This window comes from Bradyrhizobium sp. AZCC 2289 (assembly GCF_036924615.1).
Classification (GTDB): Bacteria; Pseudomonadota; Alphaproteobacteria; order Rhizobiales; family Xanthobacteraceae; genus Bradyrhizobium.
In genome coordinates this window covers 6,677,804-6,696,266 of sequence record NZ_JAZHRY010000001.1, presented here as the reverse complement: position 1 = coordinate 6,696,266, position 18,463 = coordinate 6,677,804, and the positions used below count along the sequence as shown (strand labels likewise).

The 18,463-nt window shown below is 64.4% G+C and carries 17 protein-coding genes; 14 read left to right on the top strand and 3 right to left on the bottom strand.

Translation table 11 applies throughout. From position 1 onward, the window contains the following. Positions 1–191 precede the first annotated feature (191 nt). The gene (locus V1289_RS31765) at positions 192–407 is read left to right on the top strand and encodes a cold-shock protein (RefSeq protein ID WP_028350729.1); all 216 of its coding nucleotides are present in this window, start codon (positions 192–194) and stop codon (positions 405–407) included. 171 nt (positions 408–578) lie between these two features. Here V1289_RS31765 and V1289_RS31760 read toward each other — a convergent pair whose 3' ends face one another. Both V1289_RS31760 and V1289_RS31755 read right to left on the bottom strand, forming a co-directional pair. Continuing rightward, positions 579–1,418 (bottom strand): class I SAM-dependent methyltransferase, encoded by an 840-nt coding sequence (locus V1289_RS31760; RefSeq protein WP_334401893.1) that lies wholly within the window; start codon positions 1,416–1,418, stop codon positions 579–581. 101 nt (positions 1,419–1,519) lie between these two features. After that, complete coding sequence (locus tag V1289_RS31755) at positions 1,520–2,143, bottom strand: outer membrane protein (RefSeq protein ID WP_334401891.1); 624 nt, start codon at positions 2,141–2,143, stop codon at positions 1,520–1,522. Positions 2,144–2,365: 222 nt separating this feature from the next. Between V1289_RS31755 and uvrC the strand changes: the two genes are divergently transcribed. The 10 genes from uvrC to V1289_RS31705 all read left to right on the top strand — a co-directional run bounded on the left by uvrC (position 2,366) and on the right by V1289_RS31705 (position 12,734). Continuing rightward, a complete protein-coding gene (gene uvrC, locus V1289_RS31750) occupies positions 2,366–4,468 on the top strand; it encodes an excinuclease ABC subunit UvrC (protein WP_334401890.1) in 2,103 nt (700 codons plus the stop codon). 92 nt (positions 4,469–4,560) lie between these two features. Further along, positions 4,561–5,175 (top strand): CDP-diacylglycerol--glycerol-3-phosphate 3-phosphatidyltransferase, encoded by a 615-nt coding sequence (gene pgsA / locus V1289_RS31745; protein WP_334401889.1) that lies wholly within the window; start codon positions 4,561–4,563, stop codon positions 5,173–5,175. Beyond that, positions 5,172–5,423 carry a molybdopterin converting factor subunit 1 gene (moaD, locus tag V1289_RS31740; RefSeq protein WP_334401888.1) on the top strand — a complete coding sequence of 84 codons (252 nt, stop codon included), beginning with the start codon at positions 5,172–5,174 and terminating at the stop codon, positions 5,421–5,423. Before pgsA ends, moaD begins: the two co-directional genes overlap by 4 nt. A gap of 110 nt (positions 5,424–5,533) precedes the next feature. After that, on the top strand, positions 5,534–6,001 hold the full coding sequence (locus V1289_RS31735) for a molybdenum cofactor biosynthesis protein MoaE (protein WP_334401886.1): 468 nt from the start codon (positions 5,534–5,536) through the stop codon (positions 5,999–6,001). Next, complete coding sequence (prmB, locus tag V1289_RS31730) at positions 6,001–6,966, top strand: 50S ribosomal protein L3 N(5)-glutamine methyltransferase (protein ID WP_334401884.1); 966 nt, start codon at positions 6,001–6,003, stop codon at positions 6,964–6,966. The genes V1289_RS31735 and prmB overlap by 1 nt, the downstream gene beginning before the upstream one ends. Before the next feature lie 123 nt (positions 6,967–7,089). Beyond that, the gene (locus V1289_RS31725) at positions 7,090–8,436 is read left to right on the top strand and encodes an aspartate aminotransferase family protein (protein ID WP_334401882.1); all 1,347 of its coding nucleotides are present in this window, start codon (positions 7,090–7,092) and stop codon (positions 8,434–8,436) included. Positions 8,437–8,606: 170 nt separating this feature from the next. Then, the gene (locus V1289_RS31720; protein WP_334401881.1) at positions 8,607–9,182 is read left to right on the top strand and encodes a phage holin family protein; all 576 of its coding nucleotides are present in this window, start codon (positions 8,607–8,609) and stop codon (positions 9,180–9,182) included. Next, the gene (locus V1289_RS31715; RefSeq protein ID WP_334401878.1) at positions 9,182–10,306 is read left to right on the top strand and encodes a YihY/virulence factor BrkB family protein; all 1,125 of its coding nucleotides are present in this window, start codon (positions 9,182–9,184) and stop codon (positions 10,304–10,306) included. Before V1289_RS31720 ends, V1289_RS31715 begins: the two co-directional genes overlap by 1 nt. Positions 10,307–10,364: 58 nt before the next feature. After that, positions 10,365–11,864 (top strand): EAL domain-containing protein, encoded by a 1,500-nt coding sequence (locus tag V1289_RS31710; RefSeq protein WP_334401876.1) that lies wholly within the window; start codon positions 10,365–10,367, stop codon positions 11,862–11,864. Between the two features lie 15 nt (positions 11,865–11,879). Next, positions 11,880–12,734 carry a TIGR01459 family HAD-type hydrolase gene (locus tag V1289_RS31705; protein WP_334401874.1) on the top strand — a complete coding sequence of 285 codons (855 nt, stop codon included), beginning with the start codon at positions 11,880–11,882 and terminating at the stop codon, positions 12,732–12,734. Between the two features lie 197 nt (positions 12,735–12,931). Here V1289_RS31705 and V1289_RS31700 read toward each other — a convergent pair whose 3' ends face one another. Then, the gene (locus V1289_RS31700; RefSeq protein WP_192738834.1) at positions 12,932–13,327 is read right to left on the bottom strand and encodes a response regulator; all 396 of its coding nucleotides are present in this window, start codon (positions 13,325–13,327) and stop codon (positions 12,932–12,934) included. Positions 13,328–13,540: 213 nt separating this feature from the next. Between V1289_RS31700 and V1289_RS31695 the strand changes: the two genes are divergently transcribed. The 3 genes from V1289_RS31695 (at position 13,541) to lspA (ending at position 18,360) form a co-directional block, all read left to right on the top strand. Continuing rightward, complete coding sequence (locus tag V1289_RS31695) at positions 13,541–14,512, top strand: bifunctional riboflavin kinase/FAD synthetase (protein WP_334401869.1); 972 nt, start codon at positions 13,541–13,543, stop codon at positions 14,510–14,512. A 192-nt stretch (positions 14,513–14,704) separates the two neighbouring features. After that, positions 14,705–17,704 carry an isoleucine--tRNA ligase gene (gene ileS, locus V1289_RS31690; protein WP_334401867.1) on the top strand — a complete coding sequence of 1,000 codons (3,000 nt, stop codon included), beginning with the start codon at positions 14,705–14,707 and terminating at the stop codon, positions 17,702–17,704. Between the two features lie 158 nt (positions 17,705–17,862). After that, positions 17,863–18,360, top strand: coding sequence for a signal peptidase II (gene lspA / locus V1289_RS31685; protein ID WP_334401865.1), 498 nt, complete (start codon positions 17,863–17,865; stop codon positions 18,358–18,360). Positions 18,361–18,463 lie beyond the last annotated feature (103 nt).

Sequence of the window (18,463 nt, the reverse complement as noted above, 5' to 3'; positions counted from 1 at the left end):
GCGCGTTGAGACTGGCTTTACGTTCCGCTTCCGCGAATGGTTGCGGCGGAGTGACAAGGCCTCAAAAAAATCCAGGCCGATCGGTGGCGTGACCGGTCGGCTCAGGTGGCCAAGCTTCGGACAGCGAATGTCCGGTCGGCCGCTACGCGATATTTGCGTAGCGGCGGAAAAGTGCGGGGGAGGAGTTCCCGATGGCCATGACTGGTACGGTCAAGTTCTTCAATGGAGAACGCGGCTACGGCTTCATCAAGCCCGATGACGGCGGCCGCGATGTATTCGTCCACATCACCGCCGTGGAGCGGGCTGGATTGAAGGATCTGACAGAAGGACAGCGCATTACGTTCGAGGTCGAACCGGACAAGAAGGGCAAAGGCCCCAAGGCGGTCAACCTGGTGATTTCATCGTGAGCCGGGGCATGATCCGGAAAAAGCCTGCCCCGCACTTGATGCGGGGTGGTTGCGGTTTTCCGACGCGACAAACGCAAGACGTTTGCGCGGAGATCATGCTCTGAACACTCGCCGATGAAAGCGGACTGAGTTATTGGCTGTTGAGATATCTGCCGCGCTTGAGCTCGCTGCTCAGATCGTGGAGGCGTGCATGACGTAGCCGCCTCGCGACGGCGCCGTCTGTTCGGCTTCGGGGAAAAAGCGCTTCGCGATCTCGGCCGGGCCGATATCGTCGATGTGCCGGAAGCCGGTCGCGCTCAACTTCTCGCAAAGCGGCCCGGTGTCCAAATAGCTCTGAATGCGCTCGCCCTGCGCAGCCACCCGATCGGCAAGCGCCTGATGCGCGGCACGTCCGGCGGGCGCGATCGAGGCCGCGGGACTGACATAGTCGAACACCACCTCGGCGCCGCCCGGCAGTTGCGCCATGAAGGCAAGCGTCGCAAAGATCGCCTGCTCGGTCAGATAAGGCGTGACGCCGAGCCAGCTGAAAAAGCTGCGCTCGGTGGCCGCGAAACCCGCCGATTGAAGTTGTTGCGCCAGCGTCTGCCGTTCGAAATCGACCGCCACGAATGTCAGCGTCTCCGGCACCGCGATCGAGGCGGCGGCCAGCATTTCGCGCTTGCGCGCCTGGGTCGCCGGATGATCAACCTCGAAAATTCGCAGGCGGCGGGCAAGCGGCGTTCGATAGGCGAGCGTGTCGAGCCCGGCACCGAGCACCACGAGCTGGGTGGCGCCGTCATTGACCGCCACGTTGAGGGCATCCTCGGCAATGCGCGAGCGCGCGGCAATGAACCACCGAAGCAGCGGCCCGGACGGGTGAGCCGCGGCATGATCGAGCGAGACCTCGATCCCGGTCCCGAGAATGCGCGCCGCCAGCGGATCGGCAAGGATCGATGCGCCGTCCAGCACCTGATGCGCCGCGCGCAAGCGGGCGGCTCCCAACGCGGTCAGACTTGGCTGTCCAGGCTGCATATCCCCAGAATTTTAGGCGCCCGCCACCACGCTGTCCACGCGACAAAAAAATCCCGGCGGCTTGATGCCGCCGGGAGGTTGGAAGCCCGATTTTCTTGTTCTCAGAAGTGGTAGTTCACGCCGGCCCTTATCAACCCGAACCGGTAGCCGTTCGACGCGCCTGTAATGACGAAGTTGCTGTCGGCCAGATCGACATAGAGATATTCGACCTTGGCGCTCCAGTTCGGCGCAAAGCCCATTTCGCCGCCGATGCCGGCGGTCCAGCCGGCACTGGTATGGGATTCCGACAGGCCGAAGGTGGTGGCGCGGAGCTCGCCGAAGGCGAGGCCGCCGGTGCCGTAGAACAGGACGTTGCCGAGCGCATAGCCGACCCGGCCGCGCACCGTGCCGAACCAGGGGTTGGCGAACTTCCACGGCGCAAAGGTATCGTCCGCGCCGGTCGCCTGGATGTCGCCTTCGACACCGAACACCCACGGACCTTGCTGCCAGTTGTAACCGGCCTGGACGCCGCCCGCGACGCCGGACGGCTTGGTCAGGTTGTTGTCGACCGAACCCCAGGCATAGCCGAGGTTGCCGCCGAGATAGGGACCGGCCCAGCTATAGGCATTGAGCGGCTGATTGACGGTAAGGGGCGGGCGCGATCCGTAATTGAGGTCGGCCGCCTGCGCCGACATGGTCCAGCCCGCGGCGATCAGCGCCAACGCGCGCAACAGAAACCTGCTCATCACTCAAACTCCACCACGCAACGGCCGTGACCGCCGGCTGGAAGCCGGCATGGTTACGGAACTCCAGCCTTTTCGCGTAAGATTTATCGAGAGTTTTAAGTTAAAGGGTTGTTAAGCGGGGTTACCGGGCCGCTCATCATTCTTAAGAATGTGTTACCGGACGCGGCCTCCCCCGCCCGGCGACCGCTGGCGATGTGGGACCCCAGCGCTTAATTTAGGCCCATGGATCACGATTCTGCCGACCACCCGAAAACGCCCGCCCCGCAGAAGGCAAGGCGCGGTTCAAAGCCGGATTTGCCGCCGCAAGACCCGGCGCTGCTGTCTGATGATTTCGACCCCGCCATTTCGGCCACGGATGAGGACGACGAAGCCCGCCTTCCGGAGGCGCCCGACGAGCCCGCGGAGGCGATCGGCGAGGGTCCGCTGGCGGTCGGCCATGCCGCGATCGAGAACGCGGTGCGGCTGGCGCCGACCTCGCCCGGCGTCTACCGCATGCTCAACGTGGCCCACGACGTGCTCTATGTCGGCAAGGCGAAAAACGTCCGCAAACGGCTGTCCTCCTATGCCCGCGTCAACGCGCCGCTGCCGGCGCGCATCCTGCGCATGATCGCGGCGACCGTCACCGTCGAGATCATCTCCACCTCGACCGAGACCGAGGCGCTGCTGCTCGAAGCCAATCTGATCAAGCAATTGCGGCCGCGCTTCAACGTGCAGCTGCGCGACGACAAGTCGTTTCCCTATATCCTGATCACCGGCGACCATTGGGCGCCGCAGATCCTGAAACATCGCGGCGCGCAATCGCGGCCGGGACGATATTTCGGACCGTTCGCGTCCGCCGGCGCCGTGGGCCGCACCATCACGGCGCTGCAGCGCGCGTTCCTGATCCGCTCCTGCACCGACGGATTTTTCGAAAGCCGCACGCGCCCTTGCCTGCTCTATCAGATCCGCCGTTGTTCGGGCCCCTGCACCGGCGAGATCGATTTCCCCGGCTATACCGAGCTCGTGCGGGAAGCCAACGACTTCCTTTCCGGCCGCAGCCATCTGGTGAAAAAGGAGCTGGCCGGCGAGATGGAAAAGGCCTCGGCCGAACTCGAATTCGAGACCGCGGCACTCTACCGCGACCGCCTCGCCGCGCTGTCGGCGATCCAGTCGCAGCAGGGTATCAATCCACGCACCGTGGAAGAGGCCGACGTGTTCGCGATCCATCAGGAGGGCGGCTATTCCTGCGTCGAGGTGTTCTTCTTCCGCACCGGACAGAACTGGGGCAACCGCGCCTATTTTCCGCGCGCGGAAAAATCGTTCACGCCGGAGGAAGTGCTGGCCTCGTTCCTGGCGCAATTCTACGACGACAAGCCGCCGCCGAAACTGATCCTGCTCTCGCACGAGATCGAGGAAAGCGCGCTGCTGGCCGACGCGTTGTCGGTGAAAGCCGGGCACAAGGTGGAGGTCTCCACCCCCAAGCGCGGCGAGAAGAAAGAGCTGATCGCGCACGCCCTCACCAATGCGCGCGAGGCGCTCGGCCGCAAGCTCGCCGATACCGCAACGCAAGGCCGCCTGCTGGACGGAATGGTCACCACGCTCGCCCTGCCGCATACGCCCAAGCGCATCGAGGTCTACGACAACAGCCATATCCAGGGCACCAACGCGGTCGGCGCCATGATCGTGGCGGGGCCGGACGGTTTCATCAAGAACCAGTACCGCAAGTTCAACATCAAATCGGAGGGCCTGACGCCGGGCGACGATTACGCGATGATGCGCGAGGTGCTGGAGCGGCGCTTCAAGCGGTTGTTGAAACCTGTGGATGGCGACGCCGCGAAGCCCAAGGCGGACATCAAGACGGACCTCAGGGCGGACGACGATTCGTTTCCGCAATGGCCCGATCTCGTCATCATCGACGGCGGCCGCGGGCAACTGAACGCGGTCCGGGAAATATTTGAAAACCTCGGGCTGACTCAGGTCTCGCTGCTGGCGGTCGCCAAGGGTCCGGACCGCGACGCCGGCCGCGAAACCCTGTTCATGCCGGACCGCGAGGCCATCAAGCTCGAGCCGCGCGACCCCGTGCTGTATTTCATTCAAAGGCTGCGCGACGAGGCGCATCGGTTCGTGATCGGCTCGCACCGCAAGCTGCGCAAAAAGGATATCCGCGAGGCCGGCCTGCAGGAAATTCCGGGCATCGGCCCGTCACGCAAACGTGCCTTGCTGCACCACTTTGGAACGCTGAAGGAGATCGAGCGGGCCTCGATCGCCGACCTCGGCAAGGTTCCAGGGGTCAGCGCGGAAAGCGCCCGCAAGATTTTCGAGTTTTTCCACGCCCAGCCGGGTTAAAGGGGGCCTTGAGTCACACCGGCGTCGCCTGCGACCGATCATCGTAGACCCGCCCAGTTGACCTTCACGCTTCAGCGGTATTGGTAAGACGGATGAACATCGCCACGACAAGGGGACAGGGCAAGACCCTGTCCCTCCCGAATATCCTGACCTACGCCCGCATCGCCGCCATCCCGGTGGTGGTCGGCTGCGTTTTCTGGGAATCCATCCTGGACGGCCCGATGTGGCTGCGCTGGGTGGCGCTGGCCGTGTTCATCGCCGCCGGAGTTACCGACTATCTCGATGGCTACTATGCACGAATCTGGGATCAGCAGTCGGCCTTCGGCCGGATGCTCGACCCGATCGCCGACAAGCTCCTGGTCGCGTCCTGCCTGTTGATGCTGGCCGCCGACAACTCGATCCATGGCTGGACGCTGTGGGCCGCGATCGTGATCCTGTGCCGGGAAATCCTGGTGTCGGGCCTGCGCGAATATCTCGCCGGCCTCCGGGTCAGCGTACCCGTCACCAAGCTCGCAAAGTGGAAGACCACCATTCAACTGGTCGCAATCGGCTTTCTGATCGCCGGCGAGGCCGGCGAGCAGATTATCCCCGCGACCACCCTGATCGGCATCGTGCTGCTCTGGATGTCGGCGATCTTCACGATCTACACCGGCTGGGATTATTTCCGCGCCGGCATCCATCACCTCATCAAGGAGGATGAAGGATGAAGGTCAAATATTTCGCCTGGGTACGCGAGCGGGTCGGCATGGCGGAAGAAACCGTCGAGCCGCCGGCGGATGTGCGGACGGTGGGCGACCTGATCGGCTGGCTGACCAAGCGCGGCGAGAGCTATGCCCATGCGTTCGAGACGCCGCGGGTGATCCGCGCCGCGATCGACCATGCCCATGTCAAGCCGGATGCGGCCATCGCCGGCGCCCGCGAGATTGCCTTTTTCCCGCCGATGACCGGCGGCTGACACATGATCAGGACCCGGCGGGCCACGTTAGTGCAAAGTGGGAACCGGTTTTCCCTCGCGACAAACGCGGAACGCGTTTGCGCGGAGATCATGCCCAATAAGAAGCTCTGATGACCGCCATCGCGACCATCCGCATCCAGGAAGCCGATTTCGACGTCGGCCAGGAGATTGCGGCGCTGACCAGGAACCGCACCGATATCGGCGCCGTCGTCAGCTTCAGCGGCATTTGCCGCGGCAGCGAAAACGGCGAACCGATCGCAGCCCTGACGCTCGAACATTATCCCGGCATGGCCGAGGCCGAAATCAAGCGCCATGCCGACGAGGCGCTGTCGCGCTGGCCGCTGACCGGCCTGACCGTCGTGCATCGGGTCGGGCGCATCACGCCCGGCGAAAATATCGTGCTGGTGCTGGCGGCATCCCAGCACCGGCAGGCGGCGTTTCAGGCCGCAGAGTTCTTGATGGATTATCTGAAAGCCAACGCCCCGTTCTGGAAGCGCGAGGAAGGCCTCAAAGGCTCGAGCTGGATCGAGGCCCGCGGCCACGATGACGCCGCAGCAGAGCGCTGGACCAAATCCTGATGGCCAAACCCAGCAAGGTGCCGGCCAAGCGCGGCCGTGCCGGTTCGACATTCCCAAAGGTCGGTTCCGGCGAATTGCTGACGCTGCTCGATTTCATCCGCTTCGCGGTGAGCCGTTTCATCGAAGCCAAACTGGCGTTCGCGCACGGCACCACCGATCCAGTGGCCGAAGCTGCCTTCCTCGTATGCGAAACCCTGCATCTGCATCCCGACCAGTTCGAAGCCTTCGCGACCGCGCGCGTCACGGCGGCCGAAGGCAAGAAGATCCTCGCCCTGATCGCGCGCCGCGTCACCACGCGAAAGCCCGCCGCCTATCTCGTCAACAAGATCTACATGCGCGGCCTGCCGTTCTATGTCGACGAGCGCACCATCGTGCCGCGCTCCTTCATCGGCGAATTGCTGGACTCCCATTTCGGCGGTAACGACGACGAGCAAGGCGGATCGCTGATCGACGATCCCCTGTCGGTGGAAAGCGTGCTCGATCTCTGCACCGGCTCGGGCTGCCTTGCGATCCTGGCCAGCCGGAATTTTCCAAACGCGGCAATCGATGCGGTGGATATTTCCAGGGACGCGCTCGAAGTCGCCGCGCGCAATGTCGGCGATTACGGATTGGAGCGTCGCCTGGCGCTTCACCGCGGCGATCTGTTCAAGCCGCTGGGCGACAAGCGCTACGATCTCATCATTACCAATCCGCCCTATGTCGATGCGGAAGGCATGGCTTCGCTGCCGCGCGAATGCCGCGCCGAGCCGGAGCTTGCGTTCGACGGTGGCGCCGACGGGCTCGACATCGTCAGACGCATCCTCGATGAGGCCAAGGCGCACCTGACGCCGCAGGGCGGGCTGTTGTGCGAGATCGGCCGCGGCCGCCAACAGCTGGAGGACGCCTACCCGCAATTGCCGCTGCTGTGGCTCGACACCGAGGATTCCGACGGGGAAGTGTTCTGGATCGGCGCTGCGGATCTGTAACCTGTAACTTGCCCTCGAAAGCGCCCGGTCGAGGGGAAATATCGCAGCCGCCGGCGTTCCCGCCACGCGCCGAAGCTGATAGTGATGGGCAGCACCAACCCGTTCAAACCCGAAGAGGCCTCCATGTTGGACAAGAGCCCCCACACCGCCGCCGTCAATGTTCCGAACGATCTCGCCGCGCACTGGATGCCGTTCACCGCAAACCGGGCGTTCAAGAAGAACCCGCGGCTGCTCGCAGGCGCCAAGGACATGCATTACATCACCGTCGACGGCCGCAAGATCATCGACGGCGCCGCCGGCATGTGGTGCTGCAACGCCGGCCACGGCCGCAGCCAGATTTCCGACGCGATCGGCAAGCAGGCCGCCGCCCTCGACTACGCGCCGCCGTTCCAGTTCGGCATCCCGCAGGCGTTCGAACTCGCCAGCCGCATCGCCGATCTGGCGCCCGATGGCCTCGACCACGTGTTCTTCTGCAACTCCGGCTCGGAAGCCGCCGACACCGCGCTCAAGATCGCGCTGGCCTATCACCAGATCAGCGGCCAGGGCGGCCGCGTCAGGCTGATCGGCCGCGAGCGCGGCTATCACGGCGTCGGCTTTGGTGGCACCTCCGTCGGCGGCATCGTTGCTAACCGCAAGATCTACGGCTCGCTGCTGTCGGGCGTCGACCATCTGCCCCACACCTACGACCGCGAGAAGCAGGCCTTTACCAAGGGCGAGCCGGAATATGGCGCGCATTTCGCCGACGAACTGGAGCGGCTGGTCAATCTGCACGGCGCCAACACCATCGCCGCCGTGATCGTCGAGCCGATGGCGGGATCGACCGGCGTGCTGCCGGCGCCGAAGGGCTACCTCACGCGGCTGCGCGAGATCACCCAAAAGCACGGCATTCTCTTGATCTTCGACGAGGTCATCACCGGCTACGGCCGGCTCGGCTTCGCGTTCGCCGCCGAACGCTACGGCGTGACGCCTGACATGCTGACCTTCGCCAAGGGCATCACCAATGGTGCGGCGCCAATGGGTGGCGTTCTGATACGCGGCACCATCCACGACGCCTTCATGAACGGCCCGGAACATATGGTCGAGCTGACCCACGGCTATACCTATTCGGCGCATCCGATCGCCTGCGCGGCGGCGCTCGCGACCCTCCATATCTACCGCGACGAAAAGCTGTTCGAGCGGGCCAACAAGCTCGAGTCGAAATTCGCCGACGCGGTGATGTCGCTGCGGAGCCAGCCAGGCGTGGTCGATATCCGCACGGTTGGCCTCACCGCCGGCATCGACCTCGCGCCGCGCCCGGACCTGCCCGGCAAGCGCGGTCTCGACGCGCTGAACAGCGCCTTCCACGACAACGACCTGATGCTGCGGGTGGCCGGCGACACCCTGGCGCTGACGCCGCCTCTGATCGTCACCGAGGACCAGATCGGCGAGATCGTCGACAAGGTCGCCAAGGTGATTCGCGCCACGGCGTAAGGCTACCTGTGTGTCCCGGACGCAGCGCAGCGCCCCTTCGGCTGTGCGCTGCAGAGCCGGGACCCACCGCTGCACCGCGTCCGGGCCACGTTCCTCTCGGAACCTTCAAAACCGATTCACGTTCATCCCCGGCGGGGACATTCTGTCCTCGCCGGTGGAGGGAACCAGGCATGCTCGCGCCTTCGAGCGACCTGCTGCACGCTGGAGTAGGGCTGAAGCTCAACCAGATCAAACGCGCGACGCGATCCTACCTGCGCGACCGCACCCGTCAGGCGACCGGAACCGTCACTTCCTATGCCACCGCCGCCGGGCTGTTCGCCGCGGCGGGTATTTTTCTGATCGCCGCCTGTCTGGTCGGCGCTACCGCGCTATTTCGCTGGATCGAAATCCATTACGGCCAGTTTCAAGCGTTCGGCGCTATCGGAGCACTGCTCGTCGTGATCGCGGCGATCTGCGCGGGACTGGCCGCCGCAAAATTGCGGCAACCTGCGCCCCATTTCCCCTCCCTGACCAGCCGTCTGCGCGTCGCCATCTCGGCCAATCCGATCAAGCCGGACCAGGCCGAAGCCGTCAGGGACACCGCCGCTTCGATCCTGATGGCCCCCTCGGCGCCGGTGACGCGCGCCCATCGCAAGCGACGCCAAGGTCTCGACAGGAACATGCAGGTCGGCCTGGTCCTGACGGCGACATTGCTGGGCTGGGCGGCGGCACGGCGACGGCGGCAGGCGCGTCGAACGGCAATCTGATGTCGCGCGCACGGTCCGAGCACACGAACAATTTGCTCCTGATCGCCGCCACCACGATCCTGATCCTGACCGCGCAGCGCTATTTTCAGTCGATCCCGGCCGCAAAACCTGCGAATGCCGCGATTTCGCCAGCCGGCGATTTTACGCGCGAACTCTCCGAGCACGGTCGCGGCCGCCGTTCGCGCAACCCGTTGCGAATTCCCTCCGCCGGCTGGAAGGACATCCTTCGGCGCACTTATGCGCGGATCAATGACGACCGTCTGCTCGCCACCGCCGCCGGCGTGGTGTTCTTCGCCCTGCTCGCGGTGTTTCCGGCGGTGACGGCGCTGGTTTCCTGCTACGGCCTGTTCGCCGATCCCACCACCATCGGCGCCAATCTGCAGACGCTGTCGCTGATGTTGCCGGAAGGCTCGTTCCAGATCGTGCAGGACCAGATTGCGCGGGTGCTCGAGAAGGGCAGCACCGCGCTCGGCTGGACTTTCCTGTTCGGCCTCGCGCTGGCGGTCTGGAGCGCCAATGCCGGGGTGAAGGCCGTGATCGACGCGCTCAACGTCGCCTACGAGGAGCGTGAAAAACGCAGCTTTGTGAAACTGAACCTGATGTCGCTGGCCTTCACCACGGGCGGGATCGCCGCGCTGCTGCTGATGGTCGGCGCGGTGGTGGCGTATCCGCTGGCGCTCGATCATCTCGGGCTTGCCCCGGAGAGCCGCTTTATCATCAGCCTGGTGCGGTGGCCGCTGCTGTTCGTGATCCTGCTGCTCGTGCTCGGCGTCCTCTACCGGTTCGGACCAAGCCGCCGTGCGGCGCGGTGGGAGTGGCTGAGCGTGGGGACGCTGGTGGCCGCGCTGGTCTGGATCGCCGGCTCCTCGGCGCTGTCCTGGTATCTCCAGAACTTCGGAAATTACAACGCGACCTACGGCTCGCTTGGCGCCGCGATCGGGCTGATGATGTGGATGTGGATGTCGGCCATCATCCTGCTGTGCGGGGCGGAGCTGAATTCGGAAATCGAGCACCAGACCGCCGTCGATACCGCCGTCGGCCATCCCGAACCGCTGGGCGCCCGCGGCGCCGTGATGGCCGATTCGCTGGGACCTGCGGTTCCACCCCCGTCGAAACAACACTAGCCCACCGAATCAACATTAATGCTAAGGTTGCGGCTGCTGGGGGAGTGTGGCGCGCGACATGATTCGCATTTCGACGATTTTCATCGCCATCTGCATGGTGCTGGTCGCGGCTTCGCTTGGCCTTGTGCTGTATTCGGTGGCGGGCATCAGCGGCACGGAATCCGCGATCGTGGCGCTGACCGCGCTGACCTTCCTGATCCTCTACAACGCCGTCTCGATGCGGCTACGCGATCGCACCGACGTCGGCAGCCAGATCGCGGACCTGTCGCGCGGCACCGCCGACCTCGCCCGCCAGGTGGCGGAATTCGGCCGCCGGCTCGCCGCCGTCGAGGGCCGGGTGGTGTCGGCGAATTCCACCAGCGCCGACCGCATCCAGGCCGTGGTCGGCGAAATCAACGAACTCGGCGTGCTGGTCAAACAGCTTGCGGTCTCCGTCGCCAGCCATGACGACATGCTGTCCTCGGGCGTCCCTGCCCCCGCCCCGGTGAGCCAGCCCGATTTCGACCGTAGCGCGGCACCGCTTGCCACCCCGGCTGGCGAGGCGGCAGCTGACATCGCAACCGCGGTCATCAATGCCACCCCGGCGCCGATTGCGGTTGCCGCCGAGGCCGCCGCGCCCTCGCGCAGCCAGCAAGGGCTGCTCGCCGCGGTGAAAACCGCTGTCGAGGAAAACCGGCTCGATATCTATCTGCAGCCGATGGTGACGCTGCCGCAGCGCAAGGTGCGCTACTACGAGGCGGTGACGCGGCTGCGCGACGACAAGGATCAGGTCATCGCCGCCGACGACTTCATCGGTGTGGCCGAAGCCGGCGGCCTGATCGGGCGCATCGACCACATGGTGATGCTGCGCTGTATCCAGGTGCTGCGCCGGTTGATGGTGCGCAACAAGGATGTCGGCGTGTTCTGCAATGTGTCCGCCGCGACGCTGGGCCATTCCGCCAATTTCGCGCAATGCCTGGATTTCCTCGAGGCCAATCGCGCGCTGGCGCCGTCCTTCGTGCTCGAATTCAAGCAGGCGACGTTCCGCAATCTCGGCGCGACCGAGACCGAGCATCTGGCGGCGCTGTCGCAGCGCGGTTACCGTTTCTCGATCGACCATGTCAGCGATCTCAGGATCGAGCCGCGCGAACTCGCCGATCGCGGCGTCCGCTTCATCAAGGTGCCGGCGGCGCTGCTGCTCGACCCGAAGCAGAGTTCGGCATCCGATATTCACCCCTCCGACCTTTCCGACCTGCTCGGCCGCTTCGGCATCGACCTGATCGCCGAAAAGATCGAGGGCGAGCGCGCGGTGGTCGACCTCCTGGATTTTGACGTGCGGTTTGGGCAGGGTTTCCTGTTTGCACCGCCCCGGCCGTTGCGGCCCGAGGGGGCATCTGCTACCGCCGAGGCCGCTCCGAACAAGGCTCAGGACCCCCAAGCACCCCAAGCCCTGGCACCCCAAGCCCTGGTACCCAATGGCTCCAGTAATCCCGCTCCTACCGCCAATCCCGCCATCGATCCGCCAGCGCGGACGACCGGCAATGCCGCGCTGGCGCGCCGCGCCGCCGGACCGGGCTAACCGGCGTGCGATGCCATGACGTCACTTCGATTCGTCGAGAAATTGCGCGACCTCGTCGGTAGCGTCGAGGTCGTGCTCTCCGACATCTGGGGCGTGGTGCATAACGGGCTCGAGGCCTTTCCCGAAGCCTGTGAAGCGCTGCACACCTATCGCCAGCAGGGCGGCACCGTCATCCTCATCACAAACGCGCCGCGGCCGGCCGATTCGGTGCAGCGGCAATTGCGCAAGCTCGGCGTCGCCGACGACACCTACGATGCGATCGTCTCTTCCGGCGACCTGACCCGGCACTTCGTCGCCGGCCATCCGGGCAAGAAAATATTCTGGCTCGGGCCGGAGCGCGACAGTTCGATCCACCGCGGGCTTGATGCCGTGATCGGTCCGCTGGAGCAGGCCGATTACATCATATGCACCGGCCTGTTCGACGACGAAACTGAATCCGCCGAAGACTATCGCGCGATGATGCTGCAGGCGCTCGAGCGCAAGCTGCCGCTGATCTGCGCCAATCCCGACATCGTCGTCGAGCGTGGCGACCGCCTGATCTATTGCGCGGGCGCGATCGCCGAGCTTTATCGCGAACTCGGCGGCGAGGTGATCTTCTACGGCAAGCCGCACCGGCCGATCTATGAGCGCGCGATGCAATTGGCCGCCGAGCAGCGCGGCCGTCCGGCGCCACTCGACCGCGTGCTGGCGATCGGAGATTCGGTGCGGACGGATCTTGCCGGCGCGCACGGCTTCGGCATCGATTTGCTGTTCGTGACCCGCGGCATCCACTCCGAGGAGTTCGAAGGTATCGAACAGCTCGACCCGGCCTCGGTGAAGGAGCTGTTCGGCCACCCGCCCAGGGCGCTGATGCGCGAGCTGCGGTGGTAGCGCACGCCGCCAAGGCGCGATGCTCGTTCAATTAATGCCGTCATGGCCGGGCACAGCCGTCCGAAGGACGGCGTCGCTTCCGCTCGCCTATGTCCCGGCCATCCACGTCTTGACACACGCGCAGCAAAGACGTGGATGCCCGGGACAAGCCCGGGCATGACGAAAATTGGTGCTTGTTGCTTGGTACGCTGAGAACCTTACGCCGTCGCCATGTCCGGGAAGACCGCTTCGATCTTGGTCTTCAGGGTCGCCGCATTGAACGGCTTGACAATGTAATTGTTCACGCCGGCCTTCTTGGCGGCGATCACGTTCTCGGTCTTGGATTCCGCCGTGATCATGATGAACGGCGTGGTGGCCAGATTGGGGTCGGCACGGACTTCCTTGAGCAGGTCATAGCCCGTCATCGGCTCCATGTTCCAGTCGGAGATCACGAGCCCGTATTTCTTGCCGCGCATCTTGTTCAGCGCCTCGGACCCGTCGGAGGCATCGTCGATGTTTTCGAAGCCGAGCTGCTTCAGAAGATTCCGGATGATGCGGATCATGGTGTTGTAGTCATCGACCACCAGAACCGACATGGACAAATCAACCGCCATCTTCTCTCCCCCACTCGACGCTACGCTACAAACAATAAAGAGCTGCGCGACCCGCAGTCCTCCCCCACCTCTAGCAGCAGGCGTTAAACAGCCCGTTAACCGGCCCGTGTCGGATTGTACCCGTTTTGATGCGATTCCAGCGGCTTGACTTCACCGGCGCCGCCACGTCACGGTCCGGCCGCATCGATCCAATTCCTGAAGAATCCTCAGAAAATGACGACTGGCTTTACCGTTATCCGCGACACCACCCCTGCGAACGCCATCCCCCGCGGCGCCGTGGTGGCGATGGGCAATTTCGATGGCGTCCATCTCGGCCACCGTGCCGTCATCGAGGCCGCCCTGCAGATGGGCCGCGCCCACGGCAAGCCGGCTTTTGCGGTGACCTTCGAGCCGCACCCGCGCAGCTTCTTCAGCCCCAACAGCCCGCAATTCCGCCTCACCGACGAGGCCAACAAGCTGCGGCTGCTGGCCGGAACGGGCCTCGACGGCGCCGTGGTGATGACCTTCGACAAGACCCGCGCCGGGACTTCGGCGCAGGATTTCATTCACCATGACCTGATCGGGCGGCTCGGCATATCGGGCATTGCGGTCGGCTATGACTTCCATTTCGGTAAAGGTAGGGTCGGCTCGCCCAGCCTTCTGGTCAGCGAGGCGCCGCGGCTCGGCATCGAGGTCGATGTCCAGGCCCATGTCGACATCGAGGAGCGGCCGGTTTCCTCCAGCGCCATCCGCATGGCGCTGGCCGAGGGGCAGATCGCGGACGCCACCGCCATGCTGGGCGGGCCGTGGTTCATTACCGGCGAGGTGATCCATGGCGAGAAGCGCGGCCGCGATCTCGGCTTTCCCACCGCCAATATCCGCCTCGACAAGAATTGCAGCCTCAAGCACGGCATCTATGCGGTGCGGGTCGGACGCGGTGCCGAGCGCCTCAATGGCGTGGCGAGCTTCGGCCGCCGCCCGACCTTCGACAATGGCGCGCCCTTGCTCGAAGTGTTCCTGTTCGACTTCGAGGGCGATCTCTATGACGCAGTGCTCGACGTCGCCTTCATCGGCTTCATCCGCGACGAACTGAAGTTCGACAGCATCGATGCGCTGGTCCGGCAAATGGACGACGACAGCGCCAAAGCCCGTGCGGCCTTGGCCGCAGCGCCGGACGCGTTTCCAAGGCTCGGGGTGATCTCTTAAACCGCCGGCCCCGGGGCTTTGCGATTCCCCGGCTGGCTGCTATGGAAAGCGCCATGTTTGCGCGGCGCACCATAAGCATTAGCGGCCCGGCTTCCGCCTGAGCTCTCGGCTCGGCGCAAGACCGGGATTTTCCTCGTTCACCCGCGAATGAATCGCGTATCCCGCGCCTTTCCGAGCCAAATCAGAGCATTCATGTCCGACAAGCCGCCAAAATCCGACGCCACTGACTATTCCAAAACCCTGTTCCTGCCGCAGACCGAATTCCCGATGCGCGCCGGCCTGCCCAAGCGCGAGCCGGAAATCCTCAAATACTGGAACGAGATCGACCTCTACGGCCAGCTGCGCAAGGGCGCCGAGGGCCGGGCGAAATTCGTGCTGCATGACGGCCCGCCCTATGCCAACGGCAACATCCATATCGGGCATGCGCTGAACAAGATCCTGAAAGACGTGGTGACCAAGAGCCAGCAGATGCTGGGCTTCGATTCCAACTACGTGCCGGGTTGGGACTGCCACGGCCTGCCGATCGAATGGAAGATCGAGGAGGAGAATTACCGTTCCAAGGGCAAGCAGAAGCCCAACTTCCGCGACTCCGCGGCGATGGTGGCGTTCCGCAAGGAGTGCCGCGCCTATGCGACGCACTGGCTCAACGTGCAGCGCGAGGAATTCAAGCGGCTCGGCATCATCGGCGACTGGGACCATCCCTACGCCACCATGAGCTATCCGGCCGAAGCGCAGATCGCGCGCGAGCTGATGAAGTTCGCCGCCAACGGCACGCTGTATCGCGGCTCCAAGCCCGTGATGTGGAGCGTGGTGGAGAAGACCGCGCTGGCCGAGGCCGAGGTCGAATATGAGGACTACACCTCGGATATGGTGTGGGTGAAATTTCCGGTGACGTCGCCGGCGCATGGCGCGCTCGCCAATGCCTGCGTCGTGATCTGGACCACCACGCCATGGACGCTGCCCGGCAACCGCGCCATCAGCTTCTCGCCGAAAATCGCCTACGGCCTCTTTGAGGTCACCGACGCGCCAGCGGATAACTGGGCCAAAAACGGCGACCTGCTGATCCTCGCAGATGCGCTGGCGGAAAGCGTGTTCAAGCAGGCGCGCGTCACGGCCTATAAGAAAGTGCGCGATTTGCCGGCCGATACGCTCGACGCGGTGGAATGCGCCCACCCGTTGAAAGGTTTTGGCGGCGGCTACGAATTCATCGTACCCTTGCTGGCCGGCGACCACGTCACCGACGACACCGGCACCGGCTTCGTGCACACCGCGCCCAGCCACGGCCGCGAAGACTTCGACGTCTGGACCGCGAATACCCGCGAACTGGACGCGCGCGGCATCAACACCGCGATCCCCTACACCGTCGACGAGAACGGCGCCTTCACCGACCACGCGCCGGGCTTCACCGGAAAACGCGTGCTCAACGACAAGGGCGAAAAGGGCGACGCCAACGAGGCCGTCATCAAGGCCCTGGTCGAGGCCGGCAAGCTGCTCGCACGCGGACGCCTGAAGCATCAATACCCGCATTCCTGGCGTTCCAAAAAGCCGGTGATCTTCCGCAACACGCCGCAATGGTTCATCGCGATGGACAAGGACATTAAGGACAACGGCAAGGCCAGGCCCGGCGACACGCTGCGCGCCCGCGCGCTGCACGCGATCTCGGTGACGCAATGGGTGCCGCCCGCGGGTGAGAACCGCATCAACGGCATGATCGCGGGCCGGCCGGACTGGGTGATCTCGCGTCAGCGCGCCTGGGGCGTGCCGATCGCGGTGTTCGTCCGCGAAAAGGGCGACGGCTCCGCCGAAATCCTGCAGGACGAAATCGTCAATCAGCGCATCGTCGAGGCGTTCGCGGAGGAAGGAGCCGACGCCTGGTATATGGACGGCGCGCGCGAGCGCTTCCTCGGATCCCGCGCGGGCGAGGACTGGAAGAAGATCGACGACATCTGCGACGTCTGGTTCGATTCCGGCTCGACCCACGCCTTCGTGCTGGAAGACCGCCAAAATTTTCCACAACTCGGCCATATCGTCCGCAAGGTCGACGGCGGCCAGGATACCGTGATGTATCTGGAAGGAAGCGACCAGCATCGCGGCTGGTTTCATTCCTCGCTGCTGGAAAGCAGCGGCACCCGCGGCCGCGCGCCCTATGACATCGTGCTGACCCACGGCTTCACGCTCGATGAGAACGGCCGCAAGATGTCGAAATCGCTCGGCAACACCGTCGAGCCGCAAAAGGTGATGAAGGACTCCGGCGCCGATATCCTGCGGCTGTGGGTCTGCGCCACCGACTATGCCGACGACCAGCGCATCGGCCCGGAAATCCTGAAAAACACCATCGAGACCTACCGCAAGCTGCGCAACTCGATCCGCTGGATGCTCGGCACGCTGTATCATCTGAAACCGGGCGACAAGGTCGCAGCCACGGAGATGCCCGAGCTCGAACGGCTGATGCTGCACCGGTTGAGCGAAATCGATGCCGTCGTGCGGCAGGCCTACGAAAACTTCGATTACAAGACCGTGGTCGCGTCGCTTTCGAACTTCATGAACACCGACCTGTCGGCGTTCTACTTCGATATCCGGAAGGACGCGCTGTACTGCGACCCGCCGTCGTCGACGACGCGCAAGGCCGCGCTTACGACGGTCGATATTCTATGCGACGCGATCCTGAAATGGCTGGCACCGATCATCAGCTTTACCGCCGACGAAGCCTGGCTGATGTATCGGCCCGGCGGGTGTGCTTCGGTGCACATGCTGACGTTTCCGCATAATCTGGCCGGTTACCGCGACGATGCGCTGGCCGCGAAATGGGAGACCATCCGCGACGTGCGCCGCGTCGTCACCGGCGCGCTGGAGCTCGAGCGCGCCGCCAAGAACATCGGCTCGTCGCTGGAAGCCTCGCCGCTGGTCTACGTTTCGGACAAGAAGATCCTCGACACGCTTTTTGATTTGGATCTGGCCGAAGTCTGCATCACCTCGAATGCGATGGTGACCAATGACGATGCGCCGGCGAGCGCGTTCCGGCTCAACGACGTTCCGGGCGTCGCCGTCGTGGTCGAAATGGCTGTCGGCACCAAATGCGCGCGGTCGTGGAAGATCCTGCCGACCGTGGGCGAGGACGCCGAATACCCCGACGTCTCGCCGCGGGATGCGCAGGCCTTGCGCGAATGGAAGGCGCTGGGAGTGGCTATCTAGACGCTATCGTCGTCCCGGCGAACGCCGGGACCCATAATCCCGGACGTTCGAGATAAATACGAGATGATGATCGACGGCCTTTCAAAACTGAACCGACACGGCGTATGGGTCCCGGCGTTCGCCGGGACGACACCGGATATTATCTCGGCGGTCACACGATGACCCCTCCCCTTCGCACCGGCGTCCTCGCGGCCATCGCCACCCTGATCGTCGACCAGGCCTCAAAGCTCTGGCTGCTCCACGCATTCGATATCGCCCATCGCGGGGCGGTGAAGGTAACGCCGTTTTTCGACCTGGTGCTGGCCTGGAACCCCGGCATCAGCTTCGGCTGGTTCCAGAGCGAGAGCCCGGCCGCCCAGATCGGGCTGATGGCGGTCAAGGCGGTGGCGGTGATCGTTCTGGCGATCTGGATGGCGCGGTCGCGCACCCTCTTGGCGACGCTGGCGCTCGCCCTGATCATCGGCGGCGCCATCGGCAACGCCATCGACCGCTTTGCCTATGGCGCGGTGGTCGATTTCGCCCTGTTCCACGTCCAGATCGGGGAGAAAATCCTTAACTGGTACGTGTTTAACCTTGCGGATGTGGCCATTGTTGCCGGGGTGGCGGCCCTATTGTATGACTCCTTCCTGGGGGTACCCGCCGCAAAAGCGCCCTGATCCCGGCCGATACGGACCCTCAAAGCGGTATGTTGCTTGCAAGAGCGGAATGACGCCGTAAGCCCGGCGCGCCCCTTGCGGAAATCTTGAATGGGAACAGCGT